Source organism: Pseudoalteromonas sp. 11L1 (assembly GCF_055397545.1).
Window position 1 is genome coordinate 2,893,096 of record NZ_AP041141.1, and the last position, 18,483, is coordinate 2,911,578.

Here is an 18,483-nt window from a genome sequence, read left to right on the forward strand (position 1 = left end):
CTTTACGTAAATCCGCCGATTAAAGACCAAACTTTATTAACAATAAAGAATGGTGGGTCATGATGGACTTGAACCATCGACCAATGGATTAAAAGTCCACTGCTCTACCAACTGAGCTAATGACCCGCTCTTTTTGTCGCATTTCGAGTGGGGTTACCATTCGTTTGCTGCGGGCGCTTATAATACTTATTTATAAAATGAGTGCAACCGAAATTGTCTCTTTTTTTAAGTTTTTATGTCTAGTTGAGCAAATTTAGACCGCTTATGACAAAAAGCAGTCTAATCAAGCATCAACATTTATTTTGATAAGCGATCTGTGGCTAGTTTAGCAGCAGTTGTACTTGGGTACTGATTGATTAGCTCATTCAGTATTTTTTGCGCTTCAGCCTTTAACCCTTGCTCTTGTAAAAGTGTACCAAGCTTTAACATTGCATCTGGGCGCTTATTTGAGTTTGGAAATTCGTTAACAACTACTTTGAAATGCTCGGCTGCTTTTACACCGTCATTTTTAATCGTTAATAATTGCCCAAGCCAATAATGTGCGTTTGAGGTGTACACTGAATTTGGATACGTTGTTAAGAACGCTTGAAATTCTGGAATAGCTTGGTCATAGCGCTTATCTTTCATTATAAGCGCAACAGCACGCTCGTACGCTTCGTTTTCAGATAAATCACTGCTGTAGCTCTGATCGCTACCTGGTTGCGTGTAGTCTGTTGTAGGCGCTGGAGTAGCCGGCTTAGCATATGCTTGGCTAACACGGTTTTCTATTTCTTGATAAAGCTCGCGCTGGCGCTGCAATACCTTTTCAAGTTTATAGCTTTGCTCTTCGGTAACACCGCGAATTTGACTCACTTCATCTTGCAGTAAGTTAAGCTGTTGTTGTAACTCTACTTGTAAGAAATTACGCTGTTGCATCATCTTTTCAAGCGTTTCTAAACGCTTTTCAATGCTCGACTGTGAACTTGCAGCTTCTGAAACAGGAGCGGGAGCAGCCATTAACTGGGTGCTCCCGCTCAATATCATGGCTGCCAAAATAATTTTCGGCTTCATAATATCTCTTATCTTAGTAAACTAGTACCGCACGGCGGTTTTTAGCGAAAGCTTCTTCAGTGCGAGATTTAACCATTGGCTTCTCTTCACCGTAGCTAACTACTGACATTTGGCTTGCAGAAACACCTAAGCTTTGTAGGTATTTTTCAACTGCTTGTCCACGGTGCTCACCAAGTGCAATGTTGTACTCTGGCGTACCGCGCTCATCTGCGTGGCCTTCGATTAATACTTTAACAGAAGGGTTTTTAACTAAAAACTCAGCGTGTGCACGAAGTAGCTCGCCGTATTGACCTTGAATCGTTGCAGTGTCAAAACCAAAGTAAATGATTTGCTCTTGACGAAGCGCTTCGTACTTTTGACGAAGTTGCTCTTCAGCTTGTTGCTCTGGCGTCATTGTTGCTACTTCAACTGTATCAGTTGTTGTTTGCTCAACAGTTGCTTGGTTAGACTGGTTGGCTGCATTTTCATCGATATCTGAAGATGAGCTACAAGCTGCTAGTGTCATTACTGGCACAGCAATTAGCAGGCCTTTAAGTATTTTGTTAAGTTGCATTGAGTAGATTCCTATTTTGAGTAAACCAGCAATTATTACTGTAAATATGGCGACCAAGCCGGTGCCTTCACTTGTCCATCAAGCACAGGTAAGCGTGCTTTAAAACGGCCGTCCATCGATACTAGCGCAAGTACCTGTTTATTATTATGGAGCGTGCTGTATATAATCATCGAGCCATTTGGCGCTATGCTCGGCGATTCATCAAGGCGAGTTCGAGTTAAAACTTGGAACGCACCTGTAGCCAACTCTTTCTTAGCAAGATGATACTGTCCGTTAGTACGGTTTACCATCACTAATTCTTTCCCGTCTGGTGAAATAGAACCCGCTAGGTTCATGTCACCGTCAAAGGTTAATCTTTGAGATCTGCCAGTTTTTAAATTTAACTTATAAATCTGAGCATTACCACCCCTTTCCGACGTAAATACTATATCTTGACCATTTGGGTACCACGAAGGTTCGGTATCTATACTACGATGGCGTGTTAATCGGGTCTCTTTACGCGTTAGTAAGTCTAATAAGTAAACCTCAGTTGCACCAGTTTTATCTTTTGATAGCACTAACAATAGCTTTTTACCGTCTGGCGAGAACTGCGGCGCACCGTTAATTCCTTTATAGCTGGTGATCAGTTCACGTTTACCGGTATAAATGTCTTGAATAAAAATTTGGCTCTGGCGATTTTCAAACGTTACATACGCTAATTTAGTACCATCAGGCGACCATACTGGCGACATTAATGGCTCTTTTGAGCGCAATAACACTTGTTCATTAAAGCCATCGTAGTCAGCAACCACTAACTGATAAGGCTTTTCGTCAGTATCACGAACAATAACATAGGCTATTTTAGTTAAAAACGCGCCCTTTTCACCGGTTAGTTTTTCATAAATTACATCACTGATGCGGTGCGAGTAACGGCGAAAGCCGGTTTCACCGATCACGCTTTGGCGCGCTTCTAAGATATGGTCTTGGCTTTGAACCAGCTTACCGTTGCTCATCATTTGTGTTTCACCGCCAGTGATTTGGCCGCGAATAACATCAACCAACTCATAACGCACTAAATAGCGTCCATTGGTTTGCTGCTCTACTTCACCAACCAATACAGCTTCTACACCTTGATTTACCCAAGCACCGTAATCAATATCAGCATCTTTGTGAGGCTGTTGTGGCATTTGAGACACACTCACAGGTTTAAACTTACCGCTGCGCATTAAATCGGCAGCAATTACATCACTTAGCTGCTGTGGAATAGGACCAATACCTTGGTATTTAAATGGCACAATCGCAATCGGTCTTGCGCCGTCAATACCTTCAGTAATAACAATTTCAAGTGCCGCATGTGCAACACCCTGAAACCCTAATATTAAAACTAAACAGGCTATTTTAATTTTGTTAAACATGTCATCCCTTAAAACTCTGGCGCGATGGTTATATTAATATTCTTTAGTTGCTCGAATACGTCTTTATCTTTAGATACCGGTAATGTGTCGGCCATGCGAACAGCTCTTAATGCAGCCTCACATACTAACTTATCACCGCCTAACGATTTAACTTGTGTTACCAGCCCATTAAATCCAAGACGGATGTTAATGCGGCATTGCTGGTTTTTCATTTTTTCATCAATTAATAAGTTTTGTTGAATACGCGCCATAATTAATGCGCGGAATTTATCAACTTCACTCACTACTTGCTGTTGACGTATTTTATTACGTGCCGCCTGCTCTTTGGCAAGCTGCTCTTGCAGCATTTGTTCTTGCAATGCTTGCTGACGTTTACGTTCTGCTTCTTCAGCGCGCTTTTTACGCTCTTGTTCGGCTTTTTTAAGTGCCGCTTCTTCCGCTTTGCGTTTATCGGCAGCCGCTTTTGCTGCGTTTTCAGCTTCTTGCTTTTGCTTTTCGGCTTGCTTCGCTTTTGCTCGCTCGCGTTGTTCTATTTCACGGGCTTTTTTAGCTTGTGCTTGCGCCTCTGCGGTTTCTTTTTCTTTCGCTTTGCGCTGCTGTTCAAGCTTTTTAATGCGTCTTGCTTCAGCTTCACGCTGTTTACGTGCATCGGCAGCTCTGCGTTCTAAATCTCGAATGCGTTTATCTTCAGCACGCTTTTTATCATCTTCTTTCTTTTTAAGCTCAGCTATTTTTTGCTCAACTTGCTTTTGATCAACCGTAACCGCTGAAACCGCTTTCTCTGGTTCAGGAATAGCCGCATTAAGCGTCACTTCCATTACTTTAGGTTTAGGAGGATGAATGTTTGCTGATGCATACAAAAACCCGCCTAACGCTAAATGCAGCAATACTGATTTAATTAATGAACTACTCATACAGTTACTTGGTCCCCTCAAAGGATTCGGTCATTAATCCTACCGACGGTACACCTGCATTTTTTAAAAAGTCCATTAACAGTAACACTTCCTGATACGACACTTTACCCGAGCCTTTGATCATCACAGGCACATCTGGGTTTTTCATTAGTTGTAGCTTAATTACTGCGGCTACATCTAATGCTTCCATCGGCTCCTCAGGATCGGTACCGACACTCACATAATACTTACCATCGGCATCAATAGAAGCAATAATGGGTGGCGTGTCTTTCGTATCGACTAAGTCCGACTCTTCCATTTTTGGCAGGTCTACTTTTACACCATGAGTAATTAACGGCGCAGTGGCCATAAATATAATAAGCAGCACCAACATTACATCAATGTATGGTACTACATTAATTTCTGCGACTGGGCGACGCTTTTTACGCTGGTACATTCGCTTGAGCCTCTATTTGGGTAGCTGCTTGACGGTGTAAGATATTGGCAAATTCTTCCATAAAGTTAATATAGTGAGATTCTAACTTTTCAACTTTGTTAGCAAAGCGGTTGTAAGCAATAACGGCTGGAATTGCCGCAAATAAACCCATTGCTGTAGCAATTAGTGCCTCTGCTATACCAGGAGCAACCATTTGTAAAGTCGCTTGCTTTACCTCACCTAAGGCAATAAAGGCATTCATAATACCCCACACCGTACCAAATAAGCCGATGTAAGGGCTAATTGAACCGACCGTTGCTAAAAACGATAGGCTTGATTCTAGTTTTTCTATTTCGCGAGAAAGCGCAACCCGCATTGAACGGTGTGTGCCTTCCATTACAATGCCCGCACTTTGAAAAGTATTTTTTTTATGACGTGCAAACTCTTTAAAGCCTGAGGTAAATAACGCCTCAATGCCAGTTGACTGGCCACCGCGAGAAGAGATTTCGTTATATAGTTTACTTAGGTCAACACCAGACCAAAAACGTTGCTCAAATTTTTTGGCATTTGCTAAGGCGTCAGAGATGGCTTTTTTACGTTGAAAAATAATAGCCCATGACATAACCGACATAGCAACCAACGCTAGCATTACTAATTGCACAAGCAAACTGGCTTCTAGAATTAGATCTAAAAAATTAAGCCCTGATCCCACGTTAAACTCCTAAATAATTAAAAACATCAAATTGATTTATTTGAGTAAGGTAACTTAGCAATACATTAGCCACCATTAAAGTTTTGCTAGTGTATCTAGTGTATTTACTGCTGACAACGATATTGCTGTGAATAGACAACAAAAAACGTTAAAAAAAACAGCTTTACTCAATATTTACTACTTAACTCTTGTTCTACTGTATAAATAAATAACAACAAAGCTTTATGGAAGCGCGCTTAGTTTCACTAAAGAGTGACAAAATGCGCTGTTTATTCAAAATTAATGCATAAGCACTCATAACCAGCACATGCTTACCTTAACGTAATAGTAAAACTAATACCGAACGTTAATATGTTAATATACATAAACAAAGCATTTCATTAACTTATAGAATTAATGATTAATTAACATGCAATAATAAGCAAAAACAAAAAACCGCTGCTATTAGTTTTTTTAATCTGAAAATATAAATTTTCTAGTTTGAACAAATTGTGTCGCTTCGGTATTATTCTCCCATACCGAGCTAGCGCATTAAATGAAAGCTATTTCATTGAATCCAGTTCTTCGTAATATGATTTATTTCGTATTACTTTTTTACTTCTTGGGGTATGACCTCAACAAGTAAAACGTAGTTCCCTAGATTACTTCCTTAAACTTGTTGTTTGCCCGCATTATTTGCGGGCTTTTTTTTGCCCACAATTTATCAAACCATCTCAACTCGGGCTAAATAAGCAGTCGAACAATAGCCTGATATGTCTTAACGCTCTGTGAATTATTGGCAAAGTAAAATACGTAATGTTTGCTCATACAAAAAAGCCACTGTCGTTAAAAAGACAATGGCTTTAGTATTTAACCTAAACTCTGGATAATATATCTATCTCAAGCAGCTAATTAGTCTTGCTTGGGAAGTAAACCAAAATGATGATACGCATTATCCGACACAATTCGTCCTCGCGGCGTGCGCTGAATAAACCCTTGTTGAATTAAAAACGGTTCAATCACATCTTCTATGGTTTCTTTTTCTTCGCCTATGGCAGCGGCTAGGTTGTCAAGGCCAACCGGGCCACCCATAAATTTTTCGATGATGGCGAGTAAATATTTACGGTCCATGTAATCAAAGCCGCTTTTATCAACATCAATCATATCGAGGGCTTGTTGAGCAACCTCGGCATTAACCGTACCATCTGATTTAACTTGGGTGTAATCGCGCACGCGGCGCAATAAACGGTTTGCTATACGCGGTGTGCCACGAGAGCGCTTGGCAATTTCAGCTGCGCCATCGTCACACATTTCTAAATCAAGGTAATGCGCTGAGCGCCCCACTATATGCGACAAATCCTCAACAGAATAAAACTCTAAACGCTGTACAATACCAAAGCGGTCACGCAGTGGTGAGGTTAATGAGCCCGCACGCGTGGTTGCGCCAATTAAGGTAAATGCAGGTAAATCAAGCTTAATAGAGCGTGCTGCAGGCCCCTCACCTATCATTATATCGAGCTGGTAATCTTCCATTGCAGGGTAAAGTATTTCTTCTACTTGTGGGCTTAAGCGGTGAATTTCATCAATAAACAGTACATCACCTTCTTCAAGGTTTGTAAGCAATGCAGCTAAATCGCCGGCTTTTTCAAGTACAGGGCCCGAGGTCGTTTTAATATTTACGCTTAATTCATTTGCTACAATATTAGCAAGCGTGGTTTTACCTAAGCCTGGCGGGCCAAATATTAATAAATGATCCAACGCTTCGCTGCGGCTACGCGCAGCTTCAATAAATATTTCCATTTGTTGCTTAACATGCGGCTGACCACGATAATCGGCCAGTAACTTAGGCCTAATAGCACGATCTATGGTGTCTTCATTGGTTTTTTCAGCAGCATCTATTAAGCGATCAGCTTCGATCATAATTTACTCACAGCATTGATTTCAAAGATTCTTTAATTAGAACCTCAGTCGACATATCGGGTTTGCTTACTGATTTTACTGCTTTTTGCGCTTGTGGCAATTTATAACCGAGCGCCACTAACGCCGAAACCGCATCATCGGCCGCATTATTAGCTATAGTTGCATCGCTCGCAGGCTCTATTACGGCGCTGTCGCTAAATGGGGTAAATAAGTCGTTGCCCCAATTCTTTAATCGGTCTTTCATTTCGAGCACTAAGCGCTCGGCGGTTTTTTTACCTACCCCTGGCAGTTTAACCAAGGCGGTAGCGTCTTCATTATTTACGCAACTTACAAACTGCTGCGCCGACATACCCGACAAAATAGCTAAACCCAACTTAGGTCCTACGCCATTGGCTTTTAACAGCTCTCGAAATAAGGCTCGTTCGGTTTTATTATTAAAGCCAAACAATAACTGTGCGTCTTCGCGTACTACAAAGTGAGTGTACACAATGGCGTTGTCGCCCACTTTGGGTAAATCATAAAAACAGGTCATTGGCATTTGTACTTCGTAGCCAACGCCACTCACTTCTAATAATATTTCTGGGGGCTGTTTTTCAACTAACACGCCGTTTAAGCGACCTATCATTGTTATTTCCTTAGACGTCCTCTAACGGTTTTGCTTGCGCTACCCGCTAGTTTTATTAAATTTTGTTCAGAGTGAGCATGGCAAATTGCAATCGCGAGTGCATCTGCTGCATCGGCTTGCGGCGTACCTGGCAGTTTAAGTATATTTTTAACCATATGTTGCACTTGCGATTTATCTGCTCCACCGTTACCCACCACGGCTTGCTTTATTTGCCGTGCAGAGTATTCAAACACCGGTAAGTCGGCCATAGAGGCCCCCACAATGGCAGCACCACGGGCTTGCCCAAGCTTTAAAGCAGAATCGGGGTTATGTGCCATAAATACTTTTTCTATGGCAAAGGTTTCAGGCGAAAACTGCTCTATAAGCTGCGTAATACCTTGGTATATCATTTTAAGTCGGGTGGGAAAGTCATGATCGGCTAATTTAATACAGCCACTGCCTAAGTATGTAAACTTAGCACCTTGGTGCGCAACCACACCGTAACCCGTTAAACGCGAGCCCGGATCGATCCCTAAAATAATGGCCAAACAGCACTCTCATTATTGTTATTTATTAATAATGCTAATAATGCCAGAGCACTGTATAAATTACCAGTACCAAGCCAAAACAAAAATGCCTACTTAAAAAGTAGGCATTTAAACTCTATTTGGCCAAAAAGTTTACGCCAATGCGCGCACTAAGCCTTGGGTGTTTTGTTTGAGCGTACGGGCAATCATAAAATAGCCTAACCCTGCTACAAACACGCCACCAGCAACGGGGCCAATAATCCAAATATTTGGATGCAGCTTACCAGCCAAATCAAACATTTGCTGCTGCACTATTAACAGTGCTATATCACTGAAAAATGCAGCGACTAGTCCGGCTAAACCGCCAAGCAATAAAAACTCATACAAAGTAGCATTTTTTATTAATCGACTTTTAGCGCCTAATGTACGCAATATCACAATTTCTTGCATGCGCTCACCTAAGCTTGCTTGCACCTGCGATATTAGTACCAACGCACCACATAACACCACAATAGCCAATACAAAACCAATGGCTAACGACACTTGCTCAATAGTCGACTGTATTTGCTTAACAAAATTATCTACATCAATTGCTGTAATCGTAGGATATGTACGTAATAACTGGCTAAAGTCGCGCTTTTGCTCGGGTTCAATGCGTACCGATGAAATATAGGTTGCCGGAAAGTCGCTAAGTACATCTGGGCTTAAAATAATAAAAAAGTTAGGCTTGAGTGTGGCCCAATTTACTTTTCGCACACTGGTTATTTTAGCATCGAACGACTGCGCACCGATTAAAAATGTAAGAGTATCGCCTAATTTAACATCGAGGCGCTGCATCATCGACTCTTCCAGTGAGGCCTCGGCAACGGCGTCATCGCCAAACCACTGGCCATCAATAATGTCATTTTGTGAAGGGACTTCGTCAAGCCAGGTTAAATTGAGCTCGCGCCCAATACCTGAGCGGGCTTCTTCGTCTTTTTTCTCGTTATCTTGCAGTGACACTTCACGCGCAACCGCTTCACCGTTGACGGCATTTACGCGACCACGAATAGTCGGGTAAAACTCCGACACCTGAATGCCTTTTTGTGCTAAATATTCATTTACTGGGTCCAGTTCATTTTGCGTAATATTCACTAAAAAAGCATTAGGTGCATCACTTGGTAATTGTGACTGCCAATCAGAAATAATATCGTTTTTAAGCACAATTAAAAATAACAGTAATTTAATCGCTAACGAAAAGCTAATTAACTGCACTGCATTAACATTGGCGCGCTTTTGAATAGACGCAATAGCCAAAGACCAGCTGTTACCCGGCTTTAAGCCAAGCTTGCGGCCACCGCCAAATATTAACTTAGAGATTAAAAATAACACCAAAATAAGCGCAAGCGTTGAGACAAACAAAATAAGCGTAATTTTAATGTTATTGCTAAATAACCACATTAATAAAAACACGGTGAGTGCGCTCAGCCCTAAATGAATTTTACTTACCGCTAGTCGATCGCCTAAATTACGTCGAAGTACTCTAAGCGGTGGAATATCAAATAAATCTAAAAGTGGCTTAATAGAGAACATAACTGCACAAATAACCCCTGTACTAATCGCCACCAGCCAAGGTTTAAAACCAGCCATGGGCAGTTCGGTGCCCATACTTTTAGCTAAATAACCGGTAGCCACCTCTTGCAAGCCATAGCCAATAGCTAGGCCAACAACCACCGCCATGGTACACACTAATAATAAGTGCATAAGGTAGATTTTGCGGATCATCTCGCGGCTGCCACCTAAGGTTTTCATCATCGCGACAGGGTCGTATTGACGCTCACAATAGCGCTTAGCCGATACTGCAATAGCAACCGCGGCTAAAATAATCCCTAGCAAACCGGCTAATAACAAAAAGCTTTCAGCTCTATTTAAGCTATTTGAAATAGGCGATTGACGGTCTTTAACACCATACCAATTTTGGTTTTCTTTAAGTTGCGGTTTTAGCCAATCGTAAAAACTATTTATGTCGCTTTCATCACCTGCATACAACTGGCGGTAAAATACACGGCTACCGGGCTGTATTACTTCAGTTTTTGGTACGTCGTCAATATTAATAAGTACCCTGCGGCTGCTAGAGAACACATTAAACGGCGCATCGGGTTCTTCAACAATCACCTTTTCCACATTGAATAACGCGGCACCTAGCTCAACTTGGTCGCCTACGTTTATATTTAAACTATAAAAAACCGATTCACTTAACCACACGTTACCGGGGGTTGGTGCACCCGGGGCAACTTCTGTTTCGGCGTTTAAGCCCGACTTAACCTTTAACTGGCCTTTAAGCGGGTAACTGTTTGACGCAGCTTTTACTGAGCTAAATTGCATTTCATCGTTTGCAAACAGCATAGTGTCAAAATACACCATTTGCGCTGTTTCAAGGTTTTGCTGTTTAGCTTGAGTAATATAAGCGGTATCTATGGCATGATTGCTGGCCAATACCCTATCAGCGGCAATAAAGGCACTACTTTTTTGTGCAATACTTTGTGCGATTCGCTCAGTCACCATAGATAAAGTAAGCACCGTTAGCACCGCTAAAGCGATGGCAGCACTTATCACGGTTAGTTCACCACGGCGAAACTCTCGAGAAAATAGTTTAAGTGCTAATTTAGCCCACATTTGCCATTTCCTCAGTTGAATTGTGAACCAGCTCACCGGCTTCAATCTGAATAATACGTTCACACTTTTGCGCCAGTGCTTCATCATGGGTAACTAAAATAAGCGTTGTGCCATTTTGCTTATTTAAATCAAATAATAGCGACTCAATCATATGGCCGTTTTTGCTATCTAGGTTAGCTGATGGCTCGTCGGCAAACAGTATTTTAGGCGAACCCACAAATGCACGAGCAATCGCAACTCGTTGTTGCTCACCACCAGATAACTGCGACGGGTAATGATCAATGCGATGGCTCAAGCCAACTTTTTCAAGTAACGCGAGCGCCTGCTCTTTAGCGTCGTGTTCGCCAGCAAGCTCAGCAGGCAGCATCACATTCTCAAGTGCGGTTAAACTTTGCACCAACATAAAGGACTGAAATACAAAACCGACTTTAGCGGCTCTCAGTGCTGCACGCGCTTCTTCATCTAACTTGTGCAAAGGCTCACCATCTAACATTACCTCGCCACTGCTGGCGGTATCAAGCCCTGCTAGCAAGCTCAATAATGTAGATTTACCAGAGCCCGACGTGCCCACTACGGCAACAGACTCGCCATGCTTGACATTAAAGCTGATGTCGCTGAGGATGGACAACTCACCTTCAAAGGTGGAAACCACTTTAGACAAACCATTTACTTGAATTATATTTAATTGAGAAAGCGCTGACATATGACTCATTCAATCCTACGTTGTGTATTCATTTTATTTTTAGTTATTAACCCACTACACGCGGCAGCTAACAACACGATTTTAATACTTGGTGATAGTTTAAGCGCAGCCTATGGCTTAAAACAAGAACAAGGCTGGGTGCAATTGTTACAAGATAAATACGATGCCGAGCAACGCCCTATCAACTTAGTAAATGCCAGTATTAGCGGCGAAACCACCGGCGGTGCATTGCGCCGATTAGACGCGCTACTTGAGCAATATCAACCCACTCACGTACTTATTGAGCTCGGTGCTAATGACGGCCTGCGCGGTTTTCCAATCACTAAAATGCAAACTAACTTAACCGCTTTAATTGAAAAAAGCCAAGCTGCAGATGCACAAACCGCACTTATGGAAATATATATTCCACCTAACTATGGCCCACGTTACAGTAAAATGTTCACCGATAGCTTTACCAGTGTTAGTGAAGCCACTAACTCGCATTTAATGCCGTTTTTTATACTTAAAGTAGCAGGAAAAAACGAGCTAATGCAAAACGATAACTTACACCCTAACAAAACTGCACAACCAATACTACGAGATGAAATGTATAACACGATCAACCAGTGGTTAAATAAAGACTAGGGCCGTAAAGAGTCTCCTGCGCAAGTCCTTAAAACTAAGCGCTTGCGCAATAAACATCCAAACAAACAAAAGCTTATTGATTTTTTTATAAATACACGTACTATTGCTATCGAAGTCGGTATGTGGCGCAGCTTGGTAGCGCACTGTCATGGGGTGGCAGGGGTCGAGAGTTCGAATCTCTCCATACCGACCATTTAAATCCTTTCATAATTCTATATTATTCAATAAAAACTGCTTTCCTTTCGTACTACCTAATTTAATAATAAAAAATATCGCACATTTATCGCACCGACTAATTTATTGACTGTTTTTCTGCTTTTTGATTTCCATGGTATTGAGATTATGTGACGCCACAGTTAAATACTTTTCAAATAATAAAGAAGCACTTAACTGCTTTAATTATTGATGTATTGGTTTGAGGTCATTGATATGCAGCTATGAGTAGATGCTAAATAGCCGTAATGTCTGAAGTCAAGATTTACCCCTATGTTTTTCTTCAACTCAAGCTCAACGGTGTAACAAAATAACGTATGTTATACATACAGCTCACCGAATGTTCCATAGATACCGGCGGGAGTTAGAAAGCGTTTGAGAAGAAGTTTCATTTTGGAGCTTTCTTACACGCATAGACCCCCCCGCAGGGTGCGGGTTACAAACTATTTAAATAAACTACTCTTTCAATATTTTGTCAATATTTCTTAAGCTTTGTATTGCTAGTATCAATTCATTCTTTGTTGGTGTAGTTATATTGCTTAGTGAATTAAGCTTAAATACGTTATTAAGCTTACATGTTTCAGATTTAATTAAATCCATCTTTCCATTAAGTGATTCATTATCGAATACAAGCTTTCGGTATGCATTTCTATTTTTCTCAAGCTCTTTTGTTAATTCTATAGTTTTATTATGAGCATTGAGATAAAGTTTATCAGCTTCAAGCAGTTTTTCTTTTATTTCATTTTGTCCTGCTTTATAAAAACTAGTCTGTAATTTTTCAGAGGCTATATCATTCAGCAATTTTGAAATTTCTTCACGCTCTTTAATCAAGCTTTCTTTTACCCTCTTTTCTCTTATTAACAACTCATCATATTTATTTGTTAAGTCATGAGCCCTTGATTTTGAAATAGATAACTCATCAAGCACCTTCAAATGTTCATCATTAGAGACTACTTCTTTCCAGCCGCGCTTATGTAGATATTCATTAAAACAATTACCAGCATAACGCTTTAACAACTCAACTAAGTTATTAACCCAAGGTACAACTGTAATGATTAAAAACGTCAAACCAAGCGGCTCTAAATAAAACCAGTCAAAAGGAAGTTGTATAAGTTTCATACTTGGTTTTAAAGGCTCATATAAGAACCAATAAATAAGTTTCCAATTATACGTACAGGATACCCAAAAAAAAGTAAAGATGAACGGGCTAGCTAGTCGCTCTCGGAAAAGATCTAAAGTACTACTATCTGCTTGAGGGGTCATGCAACATCCTTATAAAACAAAAATCCGCCAAGTCATAAACTAAGCGGATTTCTTCAACATGTAAAATAGTATATCAGGATTGGGAGAGGTGCAAGTTAATCATCCCACCTTGGTTTTGATATATGGCAATCGTTAATCCAATTAAACAGTTGAGTTAAACGATTTTGAGCCTCTTCGTATTCTATCTGGCCTAAGTCAATAGATTTCCAAATATCGGATAAAACATCAGGAGCTTGCTCTGGTATACCTATAAAAAATTGACTGCGTAGCATATCAAATAACACATCACCTTCAGGGCTTGCATCTTTATTATCCCATATAGAACCAGTTCCACCAATGCCCCAGCCACCAAAAAATTCTTCTAATTCCACAGTTTGCAAACTATCAGTGCTTTCTTTTAAAACGTTTACTTTAAACAACATAAGGCTTCCTTAAATAGTATCCTTTACACTTCCTCGATGCATACGAACAGCAAAAGGGTCACCCATTAGAAAGTTCCGGTCAAGTAGGCAGCTGTGTTTTCTTGATCTTTTTATTCAAAAACCAAGTGTTCTTATCATTTAAACTCACTTTAAATATGACTACGCACCCAGTAATGACGTCGACTGGTGTGAATATGCACCAGTCACCCATATGAAAAAGCGAAGAGGGTCAAATCTTGACTTCAGACATCACAATCCATAACTGATCAGTCATCGCTCTTAACTATCTTCCAAACTAAAATAAAATAACACTTTTAAAAACCACTACAGTAGTTTATTGCGCCAATAAGTGTTTCAGGTTGTGATTAAACATCGCGACAAAGCTATTACCATCGTTATAAACACTTCACAAGGCCACAGTTTATTTTGGTTGCCAGTGGTACACATAAATAGGTTTTTGGTAGAACCCTTTAAGCTTGATCACTTTAGTTGGTTTATATGAAAGCAAAGCTAAAGTGTTACTCACAATGGTGATGTTTTTAAGCACGTTTTGTTTTAACTTTTCTTCAAGCGCTACCATAGCGCTTGGAAACAAGTAACACACTAGCGTAGACACAGTACTCAGAGCAGCATTTTTGAAGTCTTTGCAATAGAGAGTAAGATTATTTAAACACTAACTATATTTAATAAGCACTACAACCAACATTCCCCCCTCCAAACCTAAATAAATCAATGCACCTTTTTCAACCATATTGACTCGGTAAAATATAAGAAGAAACTATTAAAATGAGCATCTAAATAACATGATCTTCCTCTAAATTTGCTGTTCATTACTTGTTCGACTATTACTATATAATAGGAACTACATTTACTTGCGGGATGCTTGATGGACCTTAAAAAAGTAAATAAAAAATCTAATTCGCCAAGTGTAAATGTAAATATGGATGAAGCATTTTTAACTCAGCTAGTTAATTGTTTACCCATGGGGGCAATGATAGTTAATACTGATGCTCAGATCCTTTTTGCCAATAGTCAACTATCTGAAATACTGGGGTATGAGGATTCAGAACTCATAGGAATGAACATAGATAGTTTACTTCCAGCGCAATTTAAAGCGAACCATACCCATTTGATGAGTCAGTTTTTTGTTAACCCTCGAAAACGCTTAATGGGTGAAGGTCGTGAGTTATTTGCGAGTCAAAAAAATGGTAAGCAAATCCCAATCGAAATAGGCTTAAACCCAATACACGGACAACAAGAGTTAGTTTTAGCCACACTGGTTGATATATCGCAAAGGCTGCGCGCTAACAATATGTTTCAACGCTCTATTCAGGCTGCACCACATGGTGTGTTAATAGTAGACCAAGCGGGCATTATTCAAGCGGTTAATCAATCGTTATGTAAATCTTTTGGCTACAGTGAAATAGAATTACTCGATAAAAAAATGGAAATGCTATTACCGCAGCGCTATCAAGGGCACCATTCAGCACTTCGCCATTCATTTCATCGTGAACCCAGTGTCAGAAGTATGGGAGTAGGCAGAGATTTAACCGCCTTACACAAAGATGGAAAAGAATTCCCAGTTGAAGTGGGCCTGAGTCCTTTTATAAACACCAATGACGAAGACATGGTATTTGTGTCCTTGTTAGATATAACAGAACGAAAACGAATGGAAACCGAGCTAAAAGAAAATAACACTAGCCTGAAAGAATTTACCTATGTGGCCTCTCATGATTTACGCTCTCCATTGCGAGGCATTTCAAACTTAATTGAATGGGTAAAAGAAGATTTGGGCACTACCACGCCTGAAGTCGAATATAACTTAACGCGTATTGATGATCGTATTCACAAAATGGAGACGTTAATAGATAATTTATTGGCCTATGCAAGAGCTGGTAAAGCCAGCCTAGATACTCAAGTAATCGATATGCATAAATTAATTTATAACGTTACCGAACTGTTAGATTTACCAGTTGGAATGAAGATTCATAAAGACATTCAATTAAATACCATCGTGACTGCATGGACGCCACTTGAAACCGTGGTCCGTAATTTATTAAGTAACGCTATTAAACACCATGACAGTAAAGAAGGAACTATAGAGATTAGTTGTGTAGCAGAAAATACGCTTTGCCATATCACTGTGACTGATGATGGACCCGGTATACCACCAGAGGCTTACGAGCGTATTTTTAGTTTGTTTCAAACAACTTCCGATGATAAGTCGGTTTCAGGTATAGGGCTGTCTATTAGTCGGCGCCTTGCACAAGCCCATGGTGGGCGCATTTCAGTTAGTTCAAATGAACCGCACAAAGGGTCAACATTTCATGTTTGGTGGCCACGCTTTGCTAGGAAAGAGAATTTATGATCAAAAATCTATCTATACTGCTTGTTGAGGACGACGATGTTGCCGCGGAAGCCGTTACAAGAAGCTTAAAAAAAGTTGATCCTAAAATTAAAATAATTTGGAAACAAAACGGAAAACTTGCGCTAGATGCGTTACGAGAAAAAGCGCAACAAAAAGAAATATCGGAGCCTTACTTGGTATTACTTGATTTAAATATGCCAGTGATGAATGGGTTTGAATTTTTAGACCATATTCGTAAAGATAAAAACTTAAACAATACCGTTGTATTTATACTAACGACCTCCAATGAGGATAACGATCGTACTCGCGCGTATCATAACAACGTAGCAGGTTATATGGTTAAACATGCAATTGGCCCGCAGTTTGCCAAATTAGCGATACTTATGGATGCTTATATACATGCCATTGAGCTTGAATAAGCTATTTTGCAAGAGATATGGATATGAGAACTTCAATAGATGATTTTGAAAGCTGCGACACTATTAACCTACTCATTGTTGATGACGATGCGGTTGATAGAGAACATATACGTCGTATGATATCTCGCTCTAACATACAGGCGAAAATTTCAGAAGCATCCTCTATTGAAAGCTCGATGTCTTATCTTGAACATGGGGAGTTTGATTGCGTCATAGTTGATTATCGATTAGGTATCGGCTCCGGGCTTACCCTGCTAGATAATATTAGAAAGTCTGTAAATAATCATTGCGCTGTGATTATGATCACGGGATTGGGAGATGAACAAATAGCAGCAGAAGCTATGCGGCTAGGAGCAAGCGATTATTTACTTAAAAACCAATTAAAAAGCGCTCAGTTGATACACTCTATATCTAGCTCTATTCAACGCGCAAGCTCAGAGAAAAAACTTCATGACATGGCACATTACGATAGCCTAACAGGCCTAGCAAGCCGCCCTATTTTAATTGATCAACTTCAACAAGCTATTACATCTCAGCAAAAGCTCGCCGTTGCCTATTTAGATTTAGATAACTTTAAACCTATTAATGACAAATACGGTCACGAAATCGGAGATTTCGTGTTGAAAACCATTGCCCAAAGGCTACAAAACACATTACGCAAGGAAGATACACTAGCGCGTATTGGTGGAGATGAGTTTATCCTTTTATTAAGAGGGGCTGCGCACACAATACAAGAATATGAGATTCTGTTACAAGACGTGCTGATTGAGGTAAATGATCCGATAAAATTAGCAGAGTTTTCGTGCTCCGTTCAAATTTCAGTCAGCATCGGCGTTGCACTTCCCAGTGATGATGGCTTAACTTGTGATGACATTTTACGAAGAGCCGATCAAACTATGTACCAAGCAAAAAGATCAGGAACAAACCGGATTCTGTTTTTTGATCCAGAGGAAGAAAGCCTAAGGCATGCAAGACATGATTTGTTATTGGCTGCTGAAAAAGGCATTGCTCGTAAAGAGTTTATTCTACATTATCAACCAAAGGTAAATTTAATGGATCACCAGTTGATTGGCGTTGAAGCCTTAATACGCTGGAATCACCCTACTTTGGGTTTACTTTACCCTGGTCACTTTTCAGAGGCATTAGAGCACCCACACATTGGTATATTAATTGGTGAATGGGTACTTGCTGAAGCCTTAAAACAACATAAAATTTGGACTAGAAATCATCTTTCTATGAGTGTAAACATCTCTCCAGCTCATTTACTTAGTGAGGGCTTTGTTGAAAACCTCAGAGAGTTACTCATCAGCACTAATAATATAAAACCAAAAACCCTCGAATTAGAAATTTTAGAGAGCACCACCATTGGAAACGTTGAACAGGCAGTCGACGTTCTCAATGGCTGTCGAAATTTAGGGGTAAGTATTGCGTTAGACGACTTTGGTACAGGTTACGCCTCTTTGAGTTACTTAAAAAAATTACCTTTAGATACATTAAAAATAGATCAAAGCTTTGTTAAAAGGCTCCTATCAGACCATGAAGACAAGTCCATCGTTACCTGTATCGTGGCGCTAAGTAAAGCATTTGGGTTTAACCTAATAGCAGAGGGGATCGAGTCGCAAGAGCTCGAAAAAGTACTTATAGATATGGGTTGCTATCATGGGCAAGGCTATTATATTGCCAAACCAATGTCTGCAGATAACATGAACTTATGGATAAAAAATATGACATCAACTAAGCACTGAATC

General features: G+C 40.2%; 17 protein-coding genes and 2 tRNA genes. 5 read left to right on the plus strand and 14 right to left on the minus strand.

Annotated elements, in window-relative coordinates; translation table 11 throughout:
- Positions 1-50: 50 nt before the first annotated feature.
- From ACZ5WS_RS13485 to ACZ5WS_RS13540, 12 genes are all read right to left on the minus strand, one after another.
- Positions 51-126: transfer RNA gene (locus ACZ5WS_RS13485), tRNA-Lys, on the minus strand.
- Between the two features lie 171 nt (positions 127-297).
- Positions 298-1,050: a tol-pal system protein YbgF gene (gene ybgF, locus ACZ5WS_RS13490; RefSeq protein WP_138608876.1), complete on the minus strand. Its 753-nt coding sequence runs from the start codon at positions 1,048-1,050 to the stop codon at positions 298-300.
- A gap of 13 nt (positions 1,051-1,063) precedes the next feature.
- On the minus strand, positions 1,064-1,603 hold the full coding sequence (pal, locus tag ACZ5WS_RS13495) for a peptidoglycan-associated lipoprotein Pal (protein ID WP_138608874.1): 540 nt from the start codon (positions 1,601-1,603) through the stop codon (positions 1,064-1,066).
- Between the two features lie 35 nt (positions 1,604-1,638).
- Entirely contained in the window at positions 1,639-2,997 is a 1,359-nt protein-coding gene (tolB, locus tag ACZ5WS_RS13500) for a Tol-Pal system beta propeller repeat protein TolB (protein WP_075169407.1), read from the minus strand.
- 8 nt (positions 2,998-3,005) lie between these two features.
- Positions 3,006-3,911, minus strand: a complete 906-nt coding sequence (gene tolA / locus ACZ5WS_RS13505; protein ID WP_138608872.1) for a cell envelope integrity protein TolA — start codon at positions 3,909-3,911, stop codon at positions 3,006-3,008.
- Positions 3,912-3,915: 4 nt separating this feature from the next.
- Positions 3,916-4,347 (minus strand): protein TolR, encoded by a 432-nt coding sequence (gene tolR, locus ACZ5WS_RS13510; RefSeq protein WP_008114139.1) that lies wholly within the window; start codon positions 4,345-4,347, stop codon positions 3,916-3,918.
- Positions 4,334-5,038: a protein TolQ gene (tolQ, locus tag ACZ5WS_RS13515; RefSeq protein ID WP_016899821.1), complete on the minus strand. Its 705-nt coding sequence runs from the start codon at positions 5,036-5,038 to the stop codon at positions 4,334-4,336. Before tolQ ends, tolR begins: the two co-directional genes overlap by 14 nt.
- 891 nt (positions 5,039-5,929) lie before the next feature.
- Entirely contained in the window at positions 5,930-6,937 is a 1,008-nt protein-coding gene (gene ruvB / locus ACZ5WS_RS13520; protein ID WP_178955684.1) for a Holliday junction branch migration DNA helicase RuvB, read from the minus strand.
- Positions 6,938-6,944: 7 nt separating this feature from the next.
- Positions 6,945-7,562, minus strand: coding sequence for a Holliday junction branch migration protein RuvA (gene ruvA, locus ACZ5WS_RS13525; protein ID WP_008114133.1), 618 nt, complete (start codon positions 7,560-7,562; stop codon positions 6,945-6,947).
- A 2-nt stretch (positions 7,563-7,564) separates the two neighbouring features.
- Positions 7,565-8,089: a crossover junction endodeoxyribonuclease RuvC gene (ruvC, locus tag ACZ5WS_RS13530; protein ID WP_008114131.1), complete on the minus strand. Its 525-nt coding sequence runs from the start codon at positions 8,087-8,089 to the stop codon at positions 7,565-7,567.
- Between the two features lie 132 nt (positions 8,090-8,221).
- On the minus strand, positions 8,222-10,723 hold the full coding sequence (locus tag ACZ5WS_RS13535) for an ABC transporter permease (RefSeq protein WP_464709117.1): 2,502 nt from the start codon (positions 10,721-10,723) through the stop codon (positions 8,222-8,224).
- A complete protein-coding gene (locus ACZ5WS_RS13540) occupies positions 10,713-11,426 on the minus strand; it encodes an ABC transporter ATP-binding protein (protein ID WP_010392805.1) in 714 nt (237 codons plus the stop codon). The genes ACZ5WS_RS13535 and ACZ5WS_RS13540 overlap by 11 nt, the downstream gene beginning before the upstream one ends.
- Between ACZ5WS_RS13540 and ACZ5WS_RS13545 the strand changes: the two genes are divergently transcribed.
- A complete protein-coding gene (locus ACZ5WS_RS13545; RefSeq protein ID WP_138608868.1) occupies positions 11,427-12,050 on the plus strand; it encodes an arylesterase in 624 nt (207 codons plus the stop codon). It begins immediately after the preceding gene.
- A 116-nt stretch (positions 12,051-12,166) separates the two neighbouring features.
- Positions 12,167-12,243, plus strand: a tRNA-Pro gene (locus tag ACZ5WS_RS13550).
- Positions 12,244-12,719: 476 nt separating this feature from the next.
- Here ACZ5WS_RS13550 and ACZ5WS_RS13555 read toward each other — a convergent pair.
- Together ACZ5WS_RS13555 and ACZ5WS_RS13560 are read right to left on the minus strand one after the other, a co-directional pair.
- Positions 12,720-13,526: a hypothetical protein gene (locus tag ACZ5WS_RS13555; RefSeq protein ID WP_075169412.1), complete on the minus strand. Its 807-nt coding sequence runs from the start codon at positions 13,524-13,526 to the stop codon at positions 12,720-12,722.
- Positions 13,527-13,621: 95 nt separating this feature from the next.
- Positions 13,622-13,948 carry a hypothetical protein gene (locus ACZ5WS_RS13560; RefSeq protein ID WP_028835791.1) on the minus strand — a complete coding sequence of 109 codons (327 nt, stop codon included), beginning with the start codon at positions 13,946-13,948 and terminating at the stop codon, positions 13,622-13,624.
- Between the two features lie 886 nt (positions 13,949-14,834).
- Between ACZ5WS_RS13560 and ACZ5WS_RS13565 the strand changes: the two genes are divergently transcribed.
- Genes ACZ5WS_RS13565 through ACZ5WS_RS13575 form a run of 3 tightly spaced genes read left to right on the plus strand, consistent with a single transcriptional unit; the run spans position 14,835 to position 18,480 of the window.
- Complete coding sequence (locus ACZ5WS_RS13565) at positions 14,835-16,316, plus strand: PAS domain-containing sensor histidine kinase (RefSeq protein ID WP_138608866.1); 1,482 nt, start codon at positions 14,835-14,837, stop codon at positions 16,314-16,316.
- On the plus strand, positions 16,313-16,735 hold the full coding sequence (locus ACZ5WS_RS13570; RefSeq protein WP_138608864.1) for a response regulator: 423 nt from the start codon (positions 16,313-16,315) through the stop codon (positions 16,733-16,735). Before ACZ5WS_RS13565 ends, ACZ5WS_RS13570 begins: the two co-directional genes overlap by 4 nt.
- A 23-nt stretch (positions 16,736-16,758) precedes the next feature.
- Positions 16,759-18,480, plus strand: a complete 1,722-nt coding sequence (locus ACZ5WS_RS13575) for a two-component system response regulator (RefSeq protein WP_249363186.1) — start codon at positions 16,759-16,761, stop codon at positions 18,478-18,480.
- Positions 18,481-18,483 lie beyond the last annotated feature (3 nt).